The following is a 19,813-nucleotide window of genomic DNA, read 5'->3' on the forward strand; positions in this document are numbered from 1 at the left end:
CCCGGGGCGGTACGGTCGGATGTCCGAGAAGTCAATCCGGCAGAAGAGGTGCAGGGCGTCGATGGCGATTGCCAAGGCCGAGCGGCTGATGAATCTGGCCCTCTGTCTGCTCGGAACACGCCGGCCGCTCTCCAAGCGTGAGCTGCGGGACTCGATCGAGGCCTATGTCGAGGCCGTCAGGCCGGGCAGCGGCTCTGCCGGAGGCGACGACGCCTTCAACCGGATGTTCGAGCGCGACAAGGACGATCTGCGCGAGCTCGGTCTGGTCATCGAGACCGTCGAGAACATCGAGGGCGAGATCGGCTACCTCGCCCGCCGTGACTCCAACCGGCTCCCGCCGATCACGCTCGACGCCGAGGAGGCCGCGGCGCTCGGCCTCGCCGCGAAGGTGTGGCAGCAGGCCCGCCTCGCCGGGGCGGCCAGCGGAGCCCTGCAGAAGCTGCGCGCCGCCGGGATGCCCGAGGCCGAGGACTCCTACGACGCCCAGCACAGCGCGCTCGAGCCCCGCATCCCCGTCCACGAGACGGCCTTCGAGCCCCTGATGCTGGCCTGCCGCGACCGGCGCCCGGTCGTCTTCGACTACCGCAAGGCGACGGCGGCGCGCCCGGAGACCCGCCAGGTCGAGCCGTGGACCCTGGAGTGCTGGCGCGGCCACTGGTACCTGGCCGGCTGGGACCGTGACCGCGGCGCCGAGCGCGTCTTCCGCCTCTCCCGCATCACCGGCAGGGTCCGCTCGCGGGCCGGCGCCTTCACCGCGCCGGTGCCCGATGTCGTCACCGTCCGCGAGACCGTCGAGAGCTGGGCCGGCGAGATCGCGACCCGCTCCGCCCGGATCCGGCTGCGCACCGGCTGCGGCTATCCGCTGCGGGCCAGGGCCCAGTCCGTACGGGAAGGCGCGGACGGCTGGGACGAGCTGGAGATTCCGTACGGGCACGGTCTGGACGCCTGGCTGGTGGAGTTCGGTCCCGATGTCGTGGTGCTCGAACCCGCGGACCTGCGGGCCGATGTGGTGGACCGGCTGCGCGCCGTGGCCAAGGGCTGAAGGGGGAGACGTACAGCATGGCTGCGAACGCGATCGACCAGACGAGGCGGATGCTCTCCCTCGTCACCTATCTCCGGGAACGGCCCGGCGCGCATGTCGCCGACGTCGCCCGCGCCTTCGGGATCACCGAGGACGAGCTGATCTCCGACCTCGATGTGCTGCCCATGTGCGGCACGAGCTTCCGCGGCGGCGATCTCCTGGACATCGACACCGACGGCGACCGCATCTGGTGGCACAACCCGGACGATGTCGCCGAGCCGCTGCGGCTCGCGGCCGACGAGGCGACGGCCCTGCTGGTCGCGGCGCGCGCCGTGTCCACGCTGCCCGGTCTGCGGGAGAGCGACCGCGAGGCGCTGCTGCGCGCCACCGCCAAGCTGGAGACGGCGGCCGGTGAGGCGGCCGGGGCCAGTTCCCGGCTCTCGGTCACCTTCGAGTCCGAGGGCGGTGTCTTCGCCGAGGTGGACCGGGCGATCTCGGAGCGCCGTCGGCTCTGGGTGCGCTACTACTCGCCCGCCCGTGACGAGCTGACCGAGCGCGAGGTGGATCCGATCCGGCTCTTCGCCGTCGGCCACACGTACATGGAGGCGTGGTGCCGGCTCTCCGAGGCGCGCCGCACCTTCCGGCTCGACCGGGTCGCCGAGATCCGGATCCTCGACGAGCAGTCCGCTCCCCCCGAGATCGAGCTGCGGGACCTGTCGGAGGGGCTGGTCCAGCCGTCCGCCGAGGACCCGGAGGTCGTGGTCGAGGTGGGCCCCGGCGGCCGCTGGGTCGCCGAGTACTACCCGCACGACCGGGCCGACGAGCTGCCCGACGGGGGACTGCGCATCACTCTGCGGACGCCCGCCCCCGCCTCGTTGCGGCGCCTCGCACTGCGGCTCGGCAGCGACGGACGGATCGTCTCGCCCCAGGACCTCGCCGACAGCGCCCGGGAGGCGGCCACGGCCGCCCTCGCTGCCTACGACGGCCAGGAGTGACTCGGCGGGTCGGGAGCGGCTCAAGGGGAATGTGACATTCCCCGCCGAGTCGACGCTGTTGCCTGTGGAGCCGATGGATTCGCGAGAGCGCGGGAACCGAGAGGGATGAGGGAAATGTCCGTGATGCACGGAATGACGGCGTCAATCGCACCGGTCTTCTTCAAAGCGGCCTGCCCCGACTGCCGTGCCCGGTTCGAACTCTCCGCGAGCGCGCTGCGCCTCGCGATCGGCGCCAGCCGCCGGACCACCTTCTACTCCTTCACCTGCCCGGAGTGCGGCAGCTCGGTCCGCAAGCCCGCCGGCGAACGGATCGTCGAACTCCTCACCGGCGGCGGCGTCCGTACCCTGCGTCTGCACTCCACCGTCTGACGCCCCGTCCGACGCTCCCACCACCCCGCAACGTCTAGGCTCGGCACATGTTCTGGCCCATGCTCGCCATCGCACTCGGATTCCTCGGCATCGCCGTCCTCGGCGTCCTCGGCATCAAGGTCTTCATCGAGGCCCAGCGGCTCGGCCGTCAAGTGGCACGGACCACCGAGCGCATCAACCGCGCCGCCGAGGACCTCGAGAATGCCGCGGGACAGCTGGCCCGAACCGGCGAGGCGCTGCGCTGAGCCCGTGCCGTAGGCTGCCCGGAGCGGCCCGGAAGGGGATGCGTGGGCCGCAATCGGGAGTATGCACAGGCATTGCCCTGCGTTTACTCCTGCGGGTTACGATCGCAGACAGCGCGGTGGCCGGACGCATGTCCGACCCGCCGGGCACGCACACCATGTCGCCTCGGTGAAGAAGGTAAACAGCTATGGGTAGGCTCGGCCCCACCGAGATCATTCTCATCCTCGTCGTCATCATCCTGCTGTTCGGCGCCAAGAAGCTCCCCGACATGGCCCGTTCGCTGGGCAAGTCCGCCCGCATCCTCAAGAGCGAGGCCAAGGCGATGAAGTCGGACGACCAGCAGAGCGCCCCTGCCGACCCGCCGACCCCCGGCACCCCGGACCAGGCCGCCGCCCCGCGCACCATCCAGGCCGCGCCCGGCGACGTGACCAGCTCGCGTCCCGTCACCGAGCCGTCGGACACCACCAAGCGCTGACCCGGTCCGCCGCGGCCGCCGCACCGAGCGGCGGCTGCCGCACGAGATGAGGACGTGGGTTGCTCAAGTCTGCCCGCAAGCAGGAGAAGGACCCCGAGGGCCGGATGCCCCTCGTGGAGCACCTGCGCGAACTTCGCAACCGTATGGCGAAGGGCCTGCTGGCCATCGCCGCGGTCACCGTCGTGGCCCTCGTGTACAGCGAGGAGCTCATGCAGTTCCTGACGAAGTCCGTGCCCAAGTGCGGACCCAACGTCACGAGCGACGGTGGAAACTGCGCGATCGTCTCCTTCAACACGCTGATCGCGCCGTTCAGCACGACGATCCAGGTCAGCCTCGTGACCGGCCTCGTCGTCGCCAGCCCGATCTGGCTGTACCAGCTCTGGGCCTTCATCGCGCCCGGCCTGCACAAGAGCGAGAAGAAGTACACCTACGCCTTCGTCGGCGCCGCGGTGCCGCTGTTCACCGCCGGCGCCTACCTCGCGTACCTCATCCTCCCCATCAGCGTGAAGGTCCTCATCAGCCTCACGCCCGGCGGATCGGCGAACATCCTCTCCCTCGGTGACGTCCTCGACTTCACCCTGCGCATGGTGCTCGTCTTCGGCCTCGCCTTCGAGCTCCCGCTCGTCCTCGTGATGCTGAACCTCACCGGAGTCCTCACCGGTCGCCGCATGGCCGGCTGGTGGCGCGGCGTGATCATGGGCGTCTTCGTCTTCGGCGCCGTCATCACCCCCACCACCGACCCCGTCGGAATGATCGCCCTGGCCGGACCGATCACCATCCTGTACTTCGGAGCCGTCGGCTTCTCGCTCGTCAACGACCGACGGCGGGCCCGCAACAACCCCGACGCCGAACTCGACGACGACGAGGCATCCAGCCTCGACCTCACCCCGGAGGGCGTCGAAGCCGTCGAGCCCGTCGGAGCCGCCCGCGCCCTGCCCGAGCAGGCCGGCGGCGAGGCCGACGGAGGCAGGTCGCCCCGGCCCGGCAGTTACGACGACATCACCTGACCTGTAGGGTCCTCCCCCCAGACTCCGTCCGGGGGGCACCCATGACCAGCGAGATCACCCTTCTCGTCAATCCCACCGCGGGACGCGGCCGGGGCGCGCACGCCGCGCAGCCGGCCGCCGACGCTCTCAGGGACGCCGGATTCTCCGTCCGTACCGTCCTCGGCGTCGACGCCGACGACGCCCTGAAGCGGGCCCGAGACGCCGTCACCGGCGGAACCGGCGCACTCGTCGCCGTCGGCGGCGACGGCATGATCTCGCTCGCCCTCCAGGCCCTCGCCGGCACCCGGACCCCGCTCGGCGTGGTCGCCGTCGGCACCGGAAACGACTTCGCCCGCAGCCTCGGCCTGCCCGTGCGCGAGCCCGCGGCCGCCGGCCGGCTCGCCGCCGAGCTGCTCAAGGGCGGCGGCGGACGCGACATCGACCTCGGCAGGGTCGGCGACCGGTGGTTCGGCACCGTCCTCGCCTCCGGCTTCGACTCCCGCGTCAACGATCGCGGCAACCGCATGAAGCTGCCGGCCGGCCGCTTCAAGTACGACCTCGCCATCGTGGCCGAGCTCGCCTCCTTCCGGCCCGTCCCGTACCGCCTCACCTTCGACGACGGCACCGAGCGCCGGGTCGACGCCACCCTCGTAGCCGTCGGGAACGGCACCTCGTACGGCGGGGGCATGCGGATCTGCCCCGACGCGCGCGTGGACGACGGCCTCCTCGACGTCACGGTCGTCGGCGACTGCTCCCGTACGACCCTGATCAAGGTCTTTCCCCGCGTCTACCGCGGCACCCATCTCGACCACCCCGCGGTCACCGTCCACCGCGTCCGCGCCGTTACCCTGGACGCCCCCGGCACCACCGGCTACGCCGACGGCGAGCCGCTCGGACCGCTGCCCCTGACCGCCGAATGCGTCCCCGGAGCGTTGCGCGTCCTGGCGCCCTAGAGGGCCTCCCGCGGATCCACCCTGCCGTGCCCGGCCGCCCGCCGGAGGGCGGAATCGGTCCGTCATTAAAGATCGCGTCAGTGTCAGAGGTGACGGGTAGGCTCGACAGCAAGATGACAGAGGACCTCACACCAGCCGAAGCGTACGCAGCTGCCCGGGCCCGCAATGCCGAGCAGGCCACGGCGCTGGCCCCCTTCCGCGAGATGTACGAGTTCGGTCTGGACCCCTTCCAGATCGAGGCCTGCCAGGCCCTCGAGGCGGGCAAAGGCGTGCTCGTCGCAGCCCCCACGGGCTCGGGCAAGACCATCGTCGGCGAGTTCGCCGTCCACCTCGCCCTGCTCCAAGGGCGCAAGTGCTTCTACACGACACCCATCAAGGCGCTGTCGAACCAGAAGTACGCCGACCTCGTCAAGCGGTACGGACCCGGCAAGGTCGGCCTGCTCACCGGCGACAACAGTGTCAACGGCGACGCCCCGATCATCGTCATGACCACCGAGGTCCTCCGCAACATGCTGTACGCGGGATCCCAGGCCCTCAGCGGCCTCGGCTACGTGGTCATGGACGAGGTGCACTACCTCTCGGACCGCTTCCGCGGTGCCGTCTGGGAGGAAGTGATCATCCACCTCCCCGAGTCGGTGACGCTGGTCTCACTCTCCGCGACCGTCTCCAACGCGGAGGAGTTCGGGGACTGGCTCGACACCGTCCGAGGCGACACGGAGGTCATCGTCTCCGAGAGCCGCCCCGTGCCGCTCTGGCAGCACGTGCTGGCCGGCCGCCGGATGTACGACCTCTTCGAGGAGGAGACCGACCACGGCGGCCGCGGCGCGTCCCGCCGCGAGGTCAACCCCGACCTGCTGCGTCTGGCCCGCACCGAGAACTCCCGTACGTACAACCCGCGCGAGCGCCGCCGCGGCAAGATGATCCGCGAGGCCGACCGCGAGCGCGAGCGCCGCCAGCGCTCCCGCATCTGGACGCCCGGACGCCCCGAGGTCATCGAACGGCTCGACGCCGAGGGGCTCCTGCCCGCCATCACCTTCATCTTCAGCCGGGCCGGCTGCGAGGCCGCCGTCCAGCAGTGCCTGTACGCGGGCCTCCGGCTCAACGACGACGAGGCCCGCCACAGGGTCCGCGAGATCGTCGAGGCACGCACCGCCTCCATCCCCTCCGAAGACCTCCATGTCCTCGGGTACTACGAGTGGCTGGAAGCTCTGGAGCGCGGCATCGCCGCCCACCACGCCGGAATGCTGCCCACGTTCAAGGAAGTCGTCGAGGAGCTCTTCGTGCGCGGCCTGGTCAAGGCCGTCTTCGCCACGGAGACCCTCGCGCTGGGCATCAACATGCCCGCCCGTTCGGTGGTCCTGGAGAAGCTCGTCAAGTGGAACGGCGAGCAGCACGCCGACATCACCCCCGGCGAGTACACCCAGCTCACCGGACGCGCCGGGCGCCGTGGCATCGACGTCGAGGGCCACGCCGTCGTCCTGTGGCAGCGCGGCCTCGACCCCGGCCACCTCGCCGGACTCGCCGGCACGCGTACGTACCCGCTGCGCTCCAGCTTCAAGCCGTCGTACAACATGGCCGTCAACCTGGTCGACCAGTTCGGGCGCCACCGCTCCCGCGAGCTGCTCGAGACCTCCTTCGCGCAGTTCCAGGCCGACCGGTCCGTCGTCGGCATCTCCCGCCAGGTCCAGAAGAACGAAGAGGGCCTGGAGGGCTACCGGGAGGGCATGACCTGCCACCTCGGGGACTTCGAGGAGTACGCGCGGCTGCGCCGCGACCTCAAGGACCGCGAGACCGATTTGGCCAAGCAGGGCGCCGCACAGCGCCGTGCCCAGGCCGCCGCCTCCCTGGAGAAGCTCAAGCCCGGCGACATCATCCACGTCCCCACGGGCAAGTTCGCCGGTCTCGCCCTCGTCCTCGACCCCGGCATCCCCGCCGGGCGGACCAACGGCCACCGCGGCTTCGAGCACCACGACGGGCCCCGCCCGCTCGTCCTCACCGCCGAGCGGCAGGTCAAGCGGCTGGCCTCGATCGACTTCCCGATCCCGGTCGAGGCCATGGAGCGGATGAGGATCCCCAAGTCCTTCAACCCGCGCTCCCCGCAGTCCCGGCGGGACCTCGCCTCCGCCCTGCGCACCAAGGCCGGGCACCTCAACCCGGAGCGGCACCGCAGGGAGCGCTCGGCCGCCGCCGACGACCGCGAGATCAACCGGCTGCGCACCGAGCTGCGCGCCCACCCCTGCCACGGCTGCGACGAACGCGAGGACCACGCCCGCTGGGCCGAGCGCTACCACCGGCTGCAGCGCGACACCCGGCAGCTGGAACGGCGCATCGAGGGCCGCACCAACACCATCGCCCGCACCTTCGACCGGATCGTCGCGCTCCTCACCGAGCTCGACTATCTCCGTGGCGACGACGTCACCGACAACGGCAAGCGGCTCGCCCGGCTCTACGGCGAACTCGACCTGCTGGCCAGCGAATGCCTGCGCGACGGTGTCTGGGAGGGGCTGACCCCGCCCGAACTGGCCGCCTGCGTCTCCGCGTTGGTGTACGAGGCGCGGCAGTCCGACGACGCCGTGCCGCCGAAGCTCCCCGCGGGGAACGCGAAGGCCGCGCTGGGCGAGATGGTGCGGATCTGGGGGCGGCTCGACGCCCTGGAGGAAGAATTCAAGATCAACCAGACGGAAGGGGTCGGCCAGCGCGAACCCGACCTCGGCTTCGCCTGGGCCGCCTACCAGTGGGCCTCCGACAAGGGGCTCGACGAGGTCCTGCGCGAGGCCGAGATGCCGGCCGGCGACTTCGTCCGATGGTGCAAGCAGGTCATCGACGTCCTCGGCCAGATCGCGGCCGCGGCGCCGAAGGAGAACAGCACCGTCGCCAAGAACGCGCGCAAGGCGGTGGAGTCGCTGCTGAGGGGCGTCGTCGCCTACAGCTCGGTGGGCTGACGGTCGTCCGAAGTCGCCTGCAGGGGCCCGTGGTTGACGCCACGGGCCCCTTGGCGTTCGCCGCCTCCTGCTCGGTGTCGCGGTATTCGTCCGACAGCGGCCGGGTTGTCCACAGGGGCGTCACGGGGGCGTTGTCCACAGGGGTGGCGGAGTGTCAGGCCTCTCCGATTCCATGGACTCACACACCGGGCAACACCGCTGGGAGGGGACCCACGTGACCACGCAAGCCGGTTCGGCCGCCGTTGAGGACACGGCCGGCGGACAGAAGATCGTGCCGGGGCCACGGGGCGTGCCGCTGCTCGGAAACCTGCCGGAGTTCGGCAAGGACCCGCTCGCCTTCTTCGAGCGGCTGCGTGAGCGCGGAGACTTCGTCAGCTGGCGCTTCGGACAGGGCCCCGCCCTCTTCATCGCCCACCCCGACGCCATCGGCGAACTCCTCACCGAGATCGAGCGCACCTTCGACCAGCCCGACCTCGGCATCGCCTTCCGCACCCTCCTCGGCAACGGAGTGGTCGTCGCCAAGGGCGCCGACTGGCGGCGCAAGCGCTCCCTCGTCCAGCCCTCCGTCCGGCCCAAGCAGGTACGGTCCTACGCCGCCACCATGGCCGAGTGCGCGATCGCCCTCGCCGACCGCTGGAGCGAAGGACAGCGCATCGACATCAAGAAGGAGATGGCCGCCCTCACCCAACTCATCGCCGTCCGCACCATCTTCGGCGTGGACACCGCCGCCGACGCCGAAGCCATCGGCCGCGCGATGGACATCGCGCAGAAGGAGATAGGCGCCGAGTTCAGCGGCATCGGCGCTCTGCTGCCCGACTGGGTGCCGACACCGGGACGCGCGCGCATCAAGCGCGCCACAGCCGTCATCGACGCAGAGGTCTCCCGTGTCGTCGCCCGTCACCGCGACGGCGACACCGAGCGACCCGATCTGCTCAGCCGGCTCCTCGCCGCGCAGGACGAGACCGGCGCACGCCTCTCCGACCAGGAGATCCGCGACGAGACCGTCACGCTCTACATCGGCGGACACGAGACCACGAGCTCGACCCTCGTCTGGGCATGGAACCTGCTCTCCCACAACCCCCGCGTGCGCGAGGCGCTCACCGAAGAGCTGGACCGGGTCCTCGGCGACCACGAACCAGGCTTCGACGACTACGCGCAGCTGACCTACACCCAGGCCGTCGTGAAGGAGACCCTGCGGCTCTACCCGACCATCTGGCTCCTCACCGGCATCGCCAAGGAGGGCGCGACGCTCGGCGGAATGGCGATACCTCCCGGGACACGGGTCTGGAGCAGCCAATGGGCCACCCACCGTGACGGCCGCTGGTTCACCGACCCCGAGGAGTTCCGTCCCGAACGCTGGGGAACGGTGGACACACCCGCCGAGGACATACCCGAGTACGCCTGGTTCCCCTTCGGCGGAGGGCCGCGCGTCTGCCTGGGAACGCGGTTCGCGATGGTCGAGGCCGTCCTGATCCTCGCCGTCCTCGCCCGGCGGTTCCGTCTCGACCTCGACCTCGGCTCCGGGGAGATACGTCCCGTACCGAGTCTGACGCTCCAGCCGGACCGGGAGGTCCTCGCCACGGTCCGCACCCGCGGCTGAGGAATGATTCCGGTATGAAGATCACGGCTCGGGGACTCAACCGCTCCACGTTGGCACGGCAGTTGCTGCTGCGGCGCGAGAAGATCGGTGCGGCCGAAGCGGTGCGGCGGGTGGTCGCGCTCCAGGCCCAGCAGCCGGCGTCGCCGTATCTCGCGCTGTGGAACAGGACCGCCGCGTTCGACCCGTCCGGCCTCGACGGCGCTTTCGCCGACGGGACGGTCGTCAAGTCGACGCTGATGCGGATCACCCTGCACGCGGTGCACGCGGACGACTACCGGCCCTTCCGTGAGGCCGTGCATCCGCTGCTGAGGTCCGGGAGGCTCGGCGGCCGTTTCACGGCGTCGGGTCTGACCCCTGCGGACGCCGACGCGCTCGTTCCGGAACTGCTGGCCTTCGCCGACCGGCCCCGGACCAACGCGGAGTACGAGGCATGGCTCGAGCAACGGGTGGGGGCCGCGCCGAAGTCCGGGGCCTGGTGGGGGCTGCGGCACTACACGCCGCTGCTGCATGCGCCCACGACGGCACCGTGGTCGTTCGGGGAGCGCCCCGCGTACGTCGCTCCGCCCGATCCGCCGGCGGCGCCGGAGCCGGAGGTGTCGGACGCGGCCCTGCGGACGCTGGTCCTGCGCTACCTCGCGGGGTTCGGGCCGGCATCGGTGGCGGACGTGGCGCAGTTCGGGCTGGTCGCGCGGGCCAGGGTCAGGAAGGCGCTCGGCGCGCTGGCCGACGAGCTGGAGCGGTGCGAAGGGCCGGACGGCGAGGAGCTGTTCGACGTGCCGGGCGCACTGCGGCCGGACGAGGACACGCCCGCGCCGGCACGGCTGATGGCCATGTGGGACAGCACCCTGCTGGCCTACGCCGACCGTGGGCGGGTCATACCGCCCGAGTACCGCACGGAGGTGATCCGCAGAAACGGGGACGTGCTGCCGACGCTGCTCGTCGACGGCTACGTCGCCGGGGTGTGGCGTCCGGTGGGGGGAGGGATCGAGGCGACCGCGTTCCACGAACTGCCGGACCGGGTCTGGGAGGAACTGGCGGAGGAGGCTCGCTCGCTGGTGGCCTTCCTCTCCGAGCGCGAGCCGGAGGTGTACCGCCGCTACGGCCACTGGTGGAGCAAGCTGCCGAACGCCGGGACCCGGCTGCTGCCCGGGGTGTGAGGGGCGCCCCGGTCAGAGCCGGGGCGGGCGGCGGTGCGGGGAGCTCAGGAGGGTAGCCAGGGTCCGCAGGTCCTCGGCGTGCAGGACACGGCGGCCGAACCCCGGCAGGGGGACGTGGAGGGGAGCCGTCCAGCGGCCGGGGATGGCCGCCGGCCCGTACACCGCGCCGGCGAGGGTGCCGGTGACAGCTGCCACGGTGTCCGTGTCGCCGCCCAGATCGATCGCCGCGGCGACGGCCGACTCGAACGAGTCGGTCGTCCGCAGCGCCCAGACGGCGGAGCCCAGACACGGCCAGACCGCGCCGTTGAACTCGGTGGCGTCGTCCGGCTGCCAGTCGGGGGCGAGGACCGTCGACCAGCGAGCCCGGTGCGGCGCGGCGACGGCGGCGAGCGTGGCGGGCACGGCCGCGAGCGGGTCCTCGCCGAGGAGGGCGACACGGACGAGGTCGTGGAGGATCGCCGTGCCCTCCCACGCGGCGCCGTCGCCGTGGGTGAGGGCCGCGATGCGGCGGGCGGCGTCCATCGTGGCCTCGTGGCCCGCCGTCGCGAAGTACACCGCCGACGTGGACGCCCGCATCAAGGAGCCGTTGCCCGCCGCACGGCCGTTGACCTGGAAGTGGATCGCGGCAGCGGTGTCCCACGGGTCGCCGCTGGTGAGGACGGCGTCGGTCTGGAGGCCGATGTCCTTCGGTTCGGCGGCCGCCCAGCGGTGGAAGCGGTCGAAGACGTCCGGCAGGTCGAGGCCGTCCCGGTCGAGGAGCGACTCCCCGACCAGGACGGCCATCTGCGTGTCGTCGGTGGCCTCGCCCGGGTCCCAGCCGCCGCCCCCGCACATCTCCCCGACGCCGTCCGGGAAGCGTTCCCGGAAGATGCCCGGCAGATGGAACTCGAAGGGAGCACCCAGCGCGTCCCCCACCGCGGAGCCGAGTACGGCGCCGATGGCACGCTCTGTCGATCGCATCCCGGCAGCCTAGGCGGCGCCCGGCACGGGACGCGGCCTTTTCACCGCCCGTAGGACCAGGAAGATCAGCAGACCGATGGGGGACAGCAGGATCGTCAGGATCAGCAACGGGCCCATCAGCAGGGGCGAGAGGCCCAGCCCGCGCGCCTCGCGGTACATCCACTGACCGAGCAGCAGGTCCCAGGCGATGACCTGCGCCCAGATCGCCCCGGCGCCGTTCGCCAGCGCGGTGAGTTCCCGGAAGGTGTCGAGGTCGGGGCTGCTGACGGCCGCCCACAGTTCGGGGAGGACCGGGAGCGCCAGCGCGAGGTAGACCGCGAGGATCGGCACGACCGTGAGGGGCGAGGCCGCGAGCCGCTCCGTGCCCCGCCATCCCGGTGCGAAGATCATCAGCAGCCAGACGGGCGCGGCGAGGAAGAAGGAGAGCTCGAAGAGGAAGCCGGTCATGAAGTGAACTCCTTGGCGGTGAGCACGGTTTCGGCGCGGACCGGGGTCCGTAGGGCCGCCCACGTCGCCACCGAGCCGACGAGCGCGAGCGCGCCGACCGCGGCGAGCGTCGTGCCGTCGGGATCCAGCAGCGCCTGACCGCGCAAGGCCTGCCAGGTGAGAAGGGCGAACACCGCCGCGTACGTCCCGGACACGACCAGCGTCAGACGCAGCCGCACCCGCTCGTCGCGCAGCCGGGCGAACCGCGGGGCGAGCGCGACCAGGGCGAGCAGCAGGAGCGGGATCACCTGCAGGGCGTGCATCCCGAAGAAGTGGGCGATGCGCAGATCGCCGCCGGTCGTGGACCAGCCGGTGACGGGCATGGCCGGGCCGCCGTCCGGGACGCCGACGCTGTGCGCCCCGACGATCGCCGCGTCGTCGCCGGCCGCGAGCTGCTCGGGGGTCGGCTGCACCATCAGGAAGCCGACCGCGGCCCCCGCGAGGGCGATCAGGGAGCCGAGGCGCACGGCCCAGGCGGCGGCGCGGTCCAGGATCCGGGCGCGCAGCAGCAGGATCGCGATGACGAGGGCGGCCAGCCACAGGACGACGACCGTGAGGCCCATCGCCTGGAAGACGGCGGCGTCGAAGGCGGTCTCGTTGTTGAAGTGGCTCTGCTTGCCACGGACCACCTGGAGCGTGATCAGCACCATCTCGGCGGCGCTTGCCACGGCCAGGACGGTGCCGGCCCACCAGCCGACGCGGCGGCCGCGGGGGAGCAGGGTGAGCATCCAGGCGAGCGTCATGCAGTACGCGACGAACGAGACCGCGAACTTGAACGGCTTGGTCCAGATCGGGACGCCTACCAGGATCCGGTCGTCGAAGAGCAGGCCGCCGATCGAGACCAGGGCGAGTAACGCCATGGAGGCGGAGAACCAGACGAGCGGGCGGTGCAGGTCACGGACCCGCGGAAGAGTTGAGGACATGGGTACCCCCGTGAGACATGGATAGTGGCACTCGCCGCTATCTGATAGCGCCACTATCTATGATGGGAGGATCGGCTGGCAAGGCCGGGGCAGGATCGGGAAGGTGAACGCAGAGTGCGCATCGGAGAGTTGAGCCGCAGGACCGGGGTGTCCGTGCCGACGATCAAGTACTACGTACGAGAAGGGCTGTTGCCGGCCGGGCAGTTGACGAGCCCGAACCAGGCTTCGTACGACGAGACGCACGAGCGGCGCCTTCGCCTGGTCCGGGCGCTGCTGGACGTCGGAGGACTCTCGGTCGCGGCGATCCGTGAGGTGATCGCGGCGGTCGAGGACCCGGACCGTTCGGTGCACAAGCTGCTCGGCGCGGCGGCGGACCGGGTGGTGCCGCGCTACACCGAGGAGCCGGGGGAGGGTGTCGTCGATGCCCGGAAGGCGGTGGCGGAGCTGATCGAGCGGCGCGGCTGGCGCGTGCACGAGGGCAACCCGGCGGCGGACGCGCTCGCGGTGGCCCTGACGGCACTGGAAACGGTGGGGCACGCGGACTTCGCGGAGGTGCTCGACGCGTACGCGGATGCGGCGGAGCGGGTGGCGGGGGCGGATCTGGACTACGTGGCGCGGAACGTGGAGCGGGAGGATCTGGTGGAGAGCGTGGTGGTGGGGACGGTGCTCGGGGACGCGGTGTTCGGGGCGCTGCGGAGGCTGGCGCATGTGGACGCGTCGGTGCGGGTCTTCGGCGCCGGGGAGTGACCGTCAGCCTTGCGGGTGCGCGCGCCTCGGGGTGGCCCGGGTCTGTGCGCGCGCCTCGCGAGCGGGTGCGCCTCGGGGTGCCCCGGCCCCCGGCGTGCCCGGGCCTCGCGGGTGCGGGCCGCCGGCCCATGGGCTGAACGGCCCTTGAACGGGCGCCGCCCCCGTGGGTTGTGCCCACCCGTCCCGCCCCGCGGGACGATTGCCCACAACGGTTCGGGTGGGAGGCGCCCCGCGGGCCTGCGCTCGCAACGGGCGACGCCCCGCGGGGTTCCGGGTCAGTTTTCCTGTTCGCGTTCCACCTGGTCATTCCATTCGCGCTTGATCGCGCGCCATGCCTCGTCCGTCTTGCCCTGGCGCCAGTAGCCCGAGATCGACAGGCGCTCGCGGGGGACTTCGCGCTCCAGGCGGAGGTGGCGGCGGAGGTCCTTCACGAAGCCCGCCTCGCCGTGGACGAAGGCGTGGACGTCGCCCGCGGGGAAGTCCAGGCCCTTCACGGCGTCCAGCAGCGCCTCGCCCGCCGGGCGGTCGCCGCGGTGGAGCCACGTCACCTCGACGCCCGCGGCCGTCGCGAACTTCTGCTCCTCCGTCGCGTCCGCGACCTCCAGGAACGCATGTACCGTCGACCCCTCGGGCAGCCGCTCCAGGGCCACCGCGATCGCCGGCAGCGCGCTCTCGTCGCCCACCAGCAGGTGCCAGTCCGCCGCCTGGTCCGGCGCGTAACCGCCGCCCGGGCCCAGGAAGCGCATCGTCTCGCCCGCCTGCGCCCGCGCCGCCCACGGCCCCGCCAGGCCCTCGTCGCCGTGGACCACGAAGTCGACGGTCAGCTCGCGGTGGACCGGGTCCCAGCTCCGTACCGTGTACGTCCGCGTGGTGGGCCACTGGTCGCGCGGGAACTCCTCGCGGATCCGCTCCATGTCGAACGGCTCCGGATAGCTCACGCCCTCCGGCGCGAACAGCAGCTTCACATAGTGGTCGGTGTGCTCACCCAGCTCGAACGCGTCGAGGCCGTTCCCGCCGAGCACCACCCGCACCATGTGCGGCGTGATCCGCTCCGTGTGCAACACCTGCGCCTCGTGGGCCTTCGGTGCCTTGCGCGCCGGCTGCTCTGCCACGACGGTCTCCCCTGACTCAGCGAACTTAGGTATGCCTAAGCTAGCATCCCGGCGATCCCCGGCCCAGGAGGCCTCAGCGCGCCAGCACCGGCAGCAGCCTGCCGACCGCCCCGCCGAGGCCCCATCGCTCCACCAGCGCCGCCAGCACCTCAGGGTCCCTCGGCTCGCTCGGCAGCGCCGGGTCGAAGTCCGGCAGCGGCACGTCCCCGGCCACCTCGACGACCTTCGGGGCCACGTCCAGATAGGAGGCCGCGTCCACGATCCCGCGCCGCTTGGCCGGGGTCAGCTTCGACGTGCGGTCCACGGCCGCCGCGCGGACGCCGGCCAGATCGCCGTACTCCGTGATCAGCTGCGCGGCGGTCTTCTCGCCGATGCCCTTCACCCCGGGCAGCCCGTCGCTGGCGTCACCGCGCAGCGCCGCGAAATCGGCGTACTGGTCGGCCCGCACCCCGTACTTCGTACGGATCAGTTCGCCGTCGACCAGATCGCAGTCGCCGACCCCCTTGCGCGGGTACAGCACCCGCACGCCGCGCCCGTCGTCCACCAGCTGGAAGAGGTCCCGGTCGCCCGTGACGATGTCCACCGGCCCCTTCGCCCGACCGGCCAGCGTCCCGATGACGTCGTCCGCCTCGTATCCCGCCACCCCGATCCGGGCGATGCCGAGGGCGTCCAGGACGGCCTCGATCACCGGCACCTGCGGGGCGAGCGTGTCGGGAACCTCCTCCTCGTCCGGCCCGGTCTCGGTCTCCACGGCCACTCGGTGGGCCTTGTACGAGGGGATCAGGTCCACCCGCCACTGGGGCCGCCAGTCGGCGTCCATGCAGGCCACGAGGTCGTCGGGGTGGTGGTCCTGGACGAGCCGGGTGATGAAGTCGAGCAGGCCGCGCACGGCGTTGACCGGCGTGCCGTCGGGGGCCCGGACCGAGTCCGGCACACCGAAGTACGCGCGGAAGTAGAGAGAAGCGGTGTCGAGGAGCATCAGGCGTCGCGTCACACCCCGATCATGCCGCACCCCACCGACAGCGGCCCCGACCGACGGCACGGCCCGGTTCCCGCGGCCTTCCGTGACCCCCGTCACCTTTGCGTTTGCCCCGTGGGGCCCGGGGCAGGCGCGGGCCCGGAGCGGACCCGGTCCGGGATTCACGACGAATCCCGGTGCATCACGGGAGTCGCGGGCCGAAACCGCCCCGCTCCACGGCCTGTCTGCGGGGGTGGAAGGCCGTTTTCGTTTCAACACGCGAGGTATATGTGTCCAGGCTCCAGGCCGATCACCTGTTCAAGGTGTTCGGCAGACGACCCGACGAAGCCGTCAAGAAACTCAGTGACGGCGCGGACCGCGACGAGCTCCGCGCCGACGGCACGACCGCGGCCGTGATCGACGCGTCCTTCGTCGTCGAGCCCGGCCAGATCTTCGTCGTGATGGGTCTGTCAGGATCCGGCAAGTCCACCCTGCTGCGGATGCTCAACGGCCTGCTCGAACCCACCGCGGGCCGTGTGCTGCACGACGGCAAGGACCTCACCGCGCTCAGCCCCCGTGATCTGCGCACGGTGCGGTCCACGAAGATCAGCATGGTCTTCCAGCACTTCGCCCTCTTCCCGCACCGCAGCGTCCTCGAGAACGCCGCGTACGGCCTGGAGGTCCAGGGTGTCCCGCGCGCCGAGCGCGAGACCCGGGCCACCGAGGCCCTGGAGATGTGCGGTCTCGCCGGCTGGGAGAAGTCCTGGCCGGACGAGCTCTCCGGCGGAATGCAGCAGCGTGTGGGCCTCGCCCGCGCGCTCGCCACCGACGCCGACCTGCTGCTCATGGACGAGTCGTTCAGCGCGCTCGACCCGCTGATCCGCCGCGACATGCAGGACCAGCTCCTCGAACTGCAGAAGCGCCTGAAGAAGACCATCGTCTTCATCACCCACGACCTCAACGAGGCCATGCGCCTCGGTGACCGCATCGCGGTGATGCGCGACGGCCGGATCGTCCAGCTCGGCAGCGCCGAGGACATCCTGGTCCGCCCCGCCAACGACTACGTCGCCTCGTTCATCCAGGACGTCGACCGCTCCCGCGTCCTCACGGCGGCCGCCGTGATGACCGAGTCCGAGCACCCCCGGCCCGACGGCTGCGACTGCGAGACCGTCGGCCCCGACACCCTCGTCGCCGACCTGTGCGCCGTCAGCGCCCGCGTCCCGCACGCGGTGGCCGTCAAGGACACCGACGGCACCGTCCTCGGAGTCGTACCGCAGTCCCGTCTGATCGGCTTCATCGGAGACGAGCAGCGCCCGCCCGTTGCCTGCACCACCGGTGAGAAGGAGGTGGCCGACCATGCCTAGGCTCCCTCTCGGCCAGTGGGTCGACAGCTCCGTCGACTGGCTCCAGGCGCAGCTGTCCTGGCTCTTCGACGCCATCACCGCCGCCGTCACCGGTCTCTACGACGGCATCGACGCGGTCCTCTCCGCACCCGAGCCGCTGCTCTTCGCGGGCATCCTCGCCGTCGTCGCCTGGTGGCTGCGCGGGCTGACCGCCGGTGTGCTCGCCTTCGCGGGCTTCGCGCTCGTCGACTCCATCGAGCTGTGGGACGACGCCATGTCGACCCTGTCTCTGGTGCTCGTCGCGACCCTCGTCACCCTGGTGATCGCGGTCCCGCTCGGCATCTGGGCGGCCCGCTCCAAGACCGTCAGCGCCGTGCTGCGCCCGGTCCTGGACTTCATGCAGACCATGCCCGCCATGGTCTACCTGATCCCCGGCATCATCTTCTTCGGCGTCGGCGTGGTCCCCGGCATCATCGCCACCATCGTCTTCGCCCTGCCGCCCGGCGTGCGGATGACCGAGCTCGGCATCCGCCAGGTCGACGGCGAGCTGGTCGAGGCGGCCGAGGCGTTCGGCACCACTCCGCGCAACACGCTGCTGCGCGTCCAGCTGCCGCTCGCCCTGCCCACGATCATGGCCGGAATCAACCAGGTCATCATGCTGGGCCTGTCCATGGTCGTCATCGCCGGCATGGTCGGCGGCGGCGGGCTCGGCGGTGCCGTCTACCGCGCCATCGGCAACGTCGACATCGGCCTCGGCTTCGAGGCCGGCATCTCCATCGTCATCCTCGCCATGTACCTGGACCGGATGACCGGCGCGCTGGGCCACCAGGTCTCGCCGCTCGGCCGCAGGGCCCTCGCCAAGGCGCGGGCCGCGAGCGCGGCGCGCGCCGGGGCGAAGCTCTGGAGCCACCGCCCGCAGCCCGTCACCGCCCTCGTCGGCGTCGTGATCCTCGCCCTCGTCGCGGGCGGCATGGGCTTCCTCGGCGGCGGCGCCGCTTCGACGACCGCCGGCGGCAAGGACATCGGCCACGGCAAGAAGATCAACCTCGGCTACATCCCCTGGGACGAGGGCATCGCCTCCACCTTCCTCTGGAAGGAACTGCTCGAACGGCGCGGCTACGAGGTCGACGCCAAGCAGCTGGAGGCCGGCGCGCTCTACACCGGTCTGGCCGGTGGGCAGATCGACTTCCAGACCGACTCCTGGCTGCCGGTCACCCACGCCCAGTACTGGGAGAAGTACCGGAACAAGCTGGAGGACCTCGGCTCCTGGTACGGACCGACCTCGCTCGAACTGTCCGTGCCGTCCTACATGAAGGGCATCGACTCGCTCGATGACCTCAAGGGCAAGGGCGGCCAGTTCAAGGGCCGGATCATCGGCATCGAGCCGAGCGCCGGAATGATGGGCATCCTCAAGGACAAGGTCCTGAACGACTACGGCCTCAAGGGCGAGTACAAGGTCGTCGACGGCTCCACGCCCGGCATGCTCGCCGAGCTGAAGCGCGCCTACGACAAGAAGGAACCGGTCGTCGTCACGCTCTGGTCGCCGCACTGGGCCTACTCCAGCTACGACCTGAAGAAGCTCGAGGACCCCAAGGGCACCTGGGGCAAGGGCGACGGCGTCCACACCCTCGCCCGTAAGGGCTTCACCGCCGACAACCCCGAGGTCGGCTCCTGGCTGAAGAACTTCGAGCTGACCGAGAAGCAGCTCACGGATCTCGAAGCCGCCATCCAGGAGACCGGCAAGGGCAAGGAGCAGGAGGCCGTCCGCGGCTGGCTGGAGAAGAACCCCGGCCTCGCGGAGAAGCTGGCTCCGCAGTAGGGCAGACGAGGGAATTCCGACTCCTGTCCGCATAGGGGTGGTCGCCGATCGTATTCGGCGACCACCCCTTTTCGCCACGACGCGAAACCCTGCCCGAAAGCTGCGTAAGGTTCAGGTAACCGACCGGTACGCAGGCGCGAGGGAAGAGGGAGGGAGCCGTCATGGACGAGAAGGAATCACTGCGCGTGGGCGCGGCCGTCAAGAGGCGCCGCAGGGCTCTCAAGCTCACCCTGGCCGTCGTCGCCTCGCGCAGCGGGCTGTCCGTGCCCTTCCTCAGCCAGATCGAGAACGAGCGGGCCCGCCCCAGCACGCGGTCCCTCCAGCTCGTCGCCGGAGCCCTGGAGACCACGGCGGCCGAGCTGCTGGCCGCCGCGGAGTCCGCCCGTACGGTCGATGTCGTACGCGCCGACGAGGAGGCCCGCCCCGACCTGCCCGAGGGGGTACGGTCCCTGATCCGCGGCCGGCACCAGCTGCATGCGCTGGAATTCACCGGCGAGCGCGACGCGGGACGCGAATTCCAGCACCGCAACGACGAGTTGCTGTTCGTCGCCGACGGCGCCGCCGAGGTCGAGGCCGAGGGCCGGGCGTACCGGCTCTCACGCGGGGACACGCTGTATCTCTCCGGAGGCGTACGGCACCGCTGGCGCGCCACCGAGTCCGGCACGCGCCTGCTCGTCGTGGCCGTCGCCGACCACATCGAGGCCGACGACGCATGAGGGACGCC

19 protein-coding genes are annotated in these 19,813 nt (G+C 71.3%); 14 read left to right on the plus strand and 5 right to left on the minus strand.

Features of this window, described 5'->3' with window-relative positions; genetic code table 11:
• Window positions 1–61: 61 nt before the first annotated feature.
• From ACFQ7Q_RS21360 to ACFQ7Q_RS21405, 10 genes are all read left to right on the plus strand, one after another.
• Window positions 62–1,042: a helix-turn-helix transcriptional regulator gene (locus ACFQ7Q_RS21360; protein ID WP_383557515.1), complete on the plus strand. Its 981-nt coding sequence runs from the start codon at window positions 62–64 to the stop codon at window positions 1,040–1,042.
• 17 nt (window positions 1,043–1,059) lie between these two features.
• Window positions 1,060–2,016, plus strand: a complete 957-nt coding sequence (locus ACFQ7Q_RS21365; RefSeq protein ID WP_383557518.1) for a helix-turn-helix transcriptional regulator — start codon at window positions 1,060–1,062, stop codon at window positions 2,014–2,016.
• 105 nt (window positions 2,017–2,121) lie between these two features.
• Window positions 2,122–2,385 carry a hypothetical protein gene (locus ACFQ7Q_RS21370; RefSeq protein ID WP_383557521.1) on the plus strand — a complete coding sequence of 88 codons (264 nt, stop codon included), beginning with the start codon at window positions 2,122–2,124 and terminating at the stop codon, window positions 2,383–2,385.
• Window positions 2,386–2,432: 47 nt separating this feature from the next.
• Entirely contained in the window at window positions 2,433–2,630 is a 198-nt protein-coding gene (locus tag ACFQ7Q_RS21375; protein WP_383557523.1) for a hypothetical protein, read from the plus strand.
• A 185-nt stretch (window positions 2,631–2,815) separates the two neighbouring features.
• Window positions 2,816–3,103 carry a Sec-independent protein translocase subunit TatA gene (gene tatA, locus ACFQ7Q_RS21380; RefSeq protein WP_383557527.1) on the plus strand — a complete coding sequence of 96 codons (288 nt, stop codon included), beginning with the start codon at window positions 2,816–2,818 and terminating at the stop codon, window positions 3,101–3,103.
• Between the two features lie 104 nt (window positions 3,104–3,207).
• Window positions 3,208–4,110, plus strand: coding sequence for a twin-arginine translocase subunit TatC (gene tatC, locus ACFQ7Q_RS21385; protein ID WP_383557624.1), 903 nt, complete (start codon window positions 3,208–3,210; stop codon window positions 4,108–4,110).
• A 41-nt stretch (window positions 4,111–4,151) separates the two neighbouring features.
• Window positions 4,152–5,042 carry a diacylglycerol kinase gene (locus ACFQ7Q_RS21390; protein ID WP_383557530.1) on the plus strand — a complete coding sequence of 297 codons (891 nt, stop codon included), beginning with the start codon at window positions 4,152–4,154 and terminating at the stop codon, window positions 5,040–5,042.
• Window positions 5,043–5,155: 113 nt separating this feature from the next.
• Window positions 5,156–7,984 carry a DEAD/DEAH box helicase gene (locus ACFQ7Q_RS21395; protein ID WP_383557533.1) on the plus strand — a complete coding sequence of 943 codons (2,829 nt, stop codon included), beginning with the start codon at window positions 5,156–5,158 and terminating at the stop codon, window positions 7,982–7,984.
• 214 nt (window positions 7,985–8,198) lie between these two features.
• Complete coding sequence (locus tag ACFQ7Q_RS21400) at window positions 8,199–9,584, plus strand: cytochrome P450 (protein WP_383557536.1); 1,386 nt, start codon at window positions 8,199–8,201, stop codon at window positions 9,582–9,584.
• Between the two features lie 14 nt (window positions 9,585–9,598).
• Entirely contained in the window at window positions 9,599–10,741 is a 1,143-nt protein-coding gene (locus ACFQ7Q_RS21405; RefSeq protein ID WP_383557539.1) for a winged helix DNA-binding domain-containing protein, read from the plus strand.
• Window positions 10,742–10,753: 12 nt separating this feature from the next.
• Here ACFQ7Q_RS21405 and ACFQ7Q_RS21410 read toward each other — a convergent pair whose 3' ends face one another.
• Genes ACFQ7Q_RS21410 through ACFQ7Q_RS21420 form a run of 3 tightly spaced genes read right to left on the minus strand, consistent with a single transcriptional unit; the run spans window position 10,754 to window position 13,047 of the window.
• Window positions 10,754–11,701, minus strand: coding sequence for an ADP-ribosylglycohydrolase family protein (locus ACFQ7Q_RS21410; RefSeq protein WP_383557541.1), 948 nt, complete (start codon window positions 11,699–11,701; stop codon window positions 10,754–10,756).
• A gap of 9 nt (window positions 11,702–11,710) precedes the next feature.
• On the minus strand, window positions 11,711–12,148 hold the full coding sequence (locus ACFQ7Q_RS21415) for an ABA4-like family protein (protein WP_383557543.1): 438 nt from the start codon (window positions 12,146–12,148) through the stop codon (window positions 11,711–11,713).
• Complete coding sequence (locus ACFQ7Q_RS21420; RefSeq protein ID WP_383557627.1) at window positions 12,145–13,047, minus strand: hypothetical protein; 903 nt, start codon at window positions 13,045–13,047, stop codon at window positions 12,145–12,147. Before ACFQ7Q_RS21420 ends, ACFQ7Q_RS21415 begins: the two co-directional genes overlap by 4 nt.
• A gap of 177 nt (window positions 13,048–13,224) precedes the next feature.
• On the opposite strand from ACFQ7Q_RS21420, the gene ACFQ7Q_RS21425 reads away from it, so the two are divergent.
• Entirely contained in the window at window positions 13,225–13,857 is a 633-nt protein-coding gene (locus ACFQ7Q_RS21425; RefSeq protein WP_383557546.1) for a MerR family transcriptional regulator, read from the plus strand.
• Between the two features lie 275 nt (window positions 13,858–14,132).
• Here the strand turns inward: ACFQ7Q_RS21425 and ACFQ7Q_RS21430 are convergent, their stop codons facing one another.
• Together ACFQ7Q_RS21430 and ACFQ7Q_RS21435 are read right to left on the minus strand one after the other, a co-directional pair.
• On the minus strand, window positions 14,133–14,969 hold the full coding sequence (locus ACFQ7Q_RS21430; RefSeq protein WP_383557548.1) for a siderophore-interacting protein: 837 nt from the start codon (window positions 14,967–14,969) through the stop codon (window positions 14,133–14,135).
• 73 nt (window positions 14,970–15,042) lie between these two features.
• Window positions 15,043–15,948, minus strand: a complete 906-nt coding sequence (locus tag ACFQ7Q_RS21435; protein ID WP_383557629.1) for a 5'-3' exonuclease H3TH domain-containing protein — start codon at window positions 15,946–15,948, stop codon at window positions 15,043–15,045.
• Between the two features lie 269 nt (window positions 15,949–16,217).
• On the opposite strand from ACFQ7Q_RS21435, the gene ACFQ7Q_RS21440 reads away from it, so the two are divergent.
• The 3 genes from ACFQ7Q_RS21440 (at window position 16,218) to ACFQ7Q_RS21450 (ending at window position 19,805) form a co-directional block, all read left to right on the plus strand.
• Window positions 16,218–17,291, plus strand: a complete 1,074-nt coding sequence (locus tag ACFQ7Q_RS21440; protein ID WP_383557551.1) for a glycine betaine/L-proline ABC transporter ATP-binding protein — start codon at window positions 16,218–16,220, stop codon at window positions 17,289–17,291.
• Window positions 17,284–19,089 carry an ABC transporter permease/substrate binding protein gene (locus ACFQ7Q_RS21445; protein ID WP_383557554.1) on the plus strand — a complete coding sequence of 602 codons (1,806 nt, stop codon included), beginning with the start codon at window positions 17,284–17,286 and terminating at the stop codon, window positions 19,087–19,089. The genes ACFQ7Q_RS21440 and ACFQ7Q_RS21445 overlap by 8 nt, the downstream gene beginning before the upstream one ends.
• A 161-nt stretch (window positions 19,090–19,250) precedes the next feature.
• A complete protein-coding gene (locus ACFQ7Q_RS21450; RefSeq protein WP_383557557.1) occupies window positions 19,251–19,805 on the plus strand; it encodes a helix-turn-helix domain-containing protein in 555 nt (184 codons plus the stop codon).
• Window positions 19,806–19,813: the final 8 nt, after the last annotated feature.

The organism is Streptomyces sp. NPDC056527 (genome assembly GCF_042794475.1).
Classification (GTDB): Bacteria; Actinomycetota; Actinomycetes; order Streptomycetales; family Streptomycetaceae; genus Streptomyces.

What these genes read in the sequence shown, in the direction of transcription:
- ACFQ7Q_RS21360 (WP_383557515.1), top strand. Translation starts at nt 62, where the DNA reads ATGGCGATTGCCAAGGCCGAGCGGCTGATGAATCTGGCCCTCTGTCTG.
- ACFQ7Q_RS21365 (WP_383557518.1), top strand. Translation starts at nt 1,060, where the DNA reads ATGGCTGCGAACGCGATCGACCAGACGAGGCGGATGCTCTCCCTCGTC.
- ACFQ7Q_RS21370 (WP_383557521.1), top strand. Translation starts at nt 2,122, where the DNA reads ATGAGGGAAATGTCCGTGATGCACGGAATGACGGCGTCAATCGCACCG.
- ACFQ7Q_RS21375 (WP_383557523.1), top strand. Translation starts at nt 2,433, where the DNA reads ATGTTCTGGCCCATGCTCGCCATCGCACTCGGATTCCTCGGCATCGCC.
- tatA (WP_383557527.1), top strand. Translation starts at nt 2,816, where the DNA reads ATGGGTAGGCTCGGCCCCACCGAGATCATTCTCATCCTCGTCGTCATC.
- tatC (WP_383557624.1), top strand. Translation starts at nt 3,208, where the DNA reads ATGCCCCTCGTGGAGCACCTGCGCGAACTTCGCAACCGTATGGCGAAG.
- ACFQ7Q_RS21390 (WP_383557530.1), top strand. Translation starts at nt 4,152, where the DNA reads ATGACCAGCGAGATCACCCTTCTCGTCAATCCCACCGCGGGACGCGGC.
- ACFQ7Q_RS21395 (WP_383557533.1), top strand. Translation starts at nt 5,156, where the DNA reads ATGACAGAGGACCTCACACCAGCCGAAGCGTACGCAGCTGCCCGGGCC.
- ACFQ7Q_RS21405 (WP_383557539.1), top strand. Translation starts at nt 9,599, where the DNA reads ATGAAGATCACGGCTCGGGGACTCAACCGCTCCACGTTGGCACGGCAG.
- ACFQ7Q_RS21410 (WP_383557541.1), bottom strand. Translation starts at nt 11,701, where the DNA reads ATGCGATCGACAGAGCGTGCCATCGGCGCCGTACTCGGCTCCGCGGTG.
- ACFQ7Q_RS21415 (WP_383557543.1), bottom strand. Translation starts at nt 12,148, where the DNA reads ATGACCGGCTTCCTCTTCGAGCTCTCCTTCTTCCTCGCCGCGCCCGTC.
- ACFQ7Q_RS21420 (WP_383557627.1), bottom strand. Translation starts at nt 13,047, where the DNA reads ATGGCGTTACTCGCCCTGGTCTCGATCGGCGGCCTGCTCTTCGACGAC.
- ACFQ7Q_RS21435 (WP_383557629.1), bottom strand. Translation starts at nt 15,948, where the DNA reads ATGCTCCTCGACACCGCTTCTCTCTACTTCCGCGCGTACTTCGGTGTG.
- ACFQ7Q_RS21445 (WP_383557554.1), top strand. Translation starts at nt 17,284, where the DNA reads ATGCCTAGGCTCCCTCTCGGCCAGTGGGTCGACAGCTCCGTCGACTGG.
- ACFQ7Q_RS21450 (WP_383557557.1), top strand. Translation starts at nt 19,251, where the DNA reads ATGGACGAGAAGGAATCACTGCGCGTGGGCGCGGCCGTCAAGAGGCGC.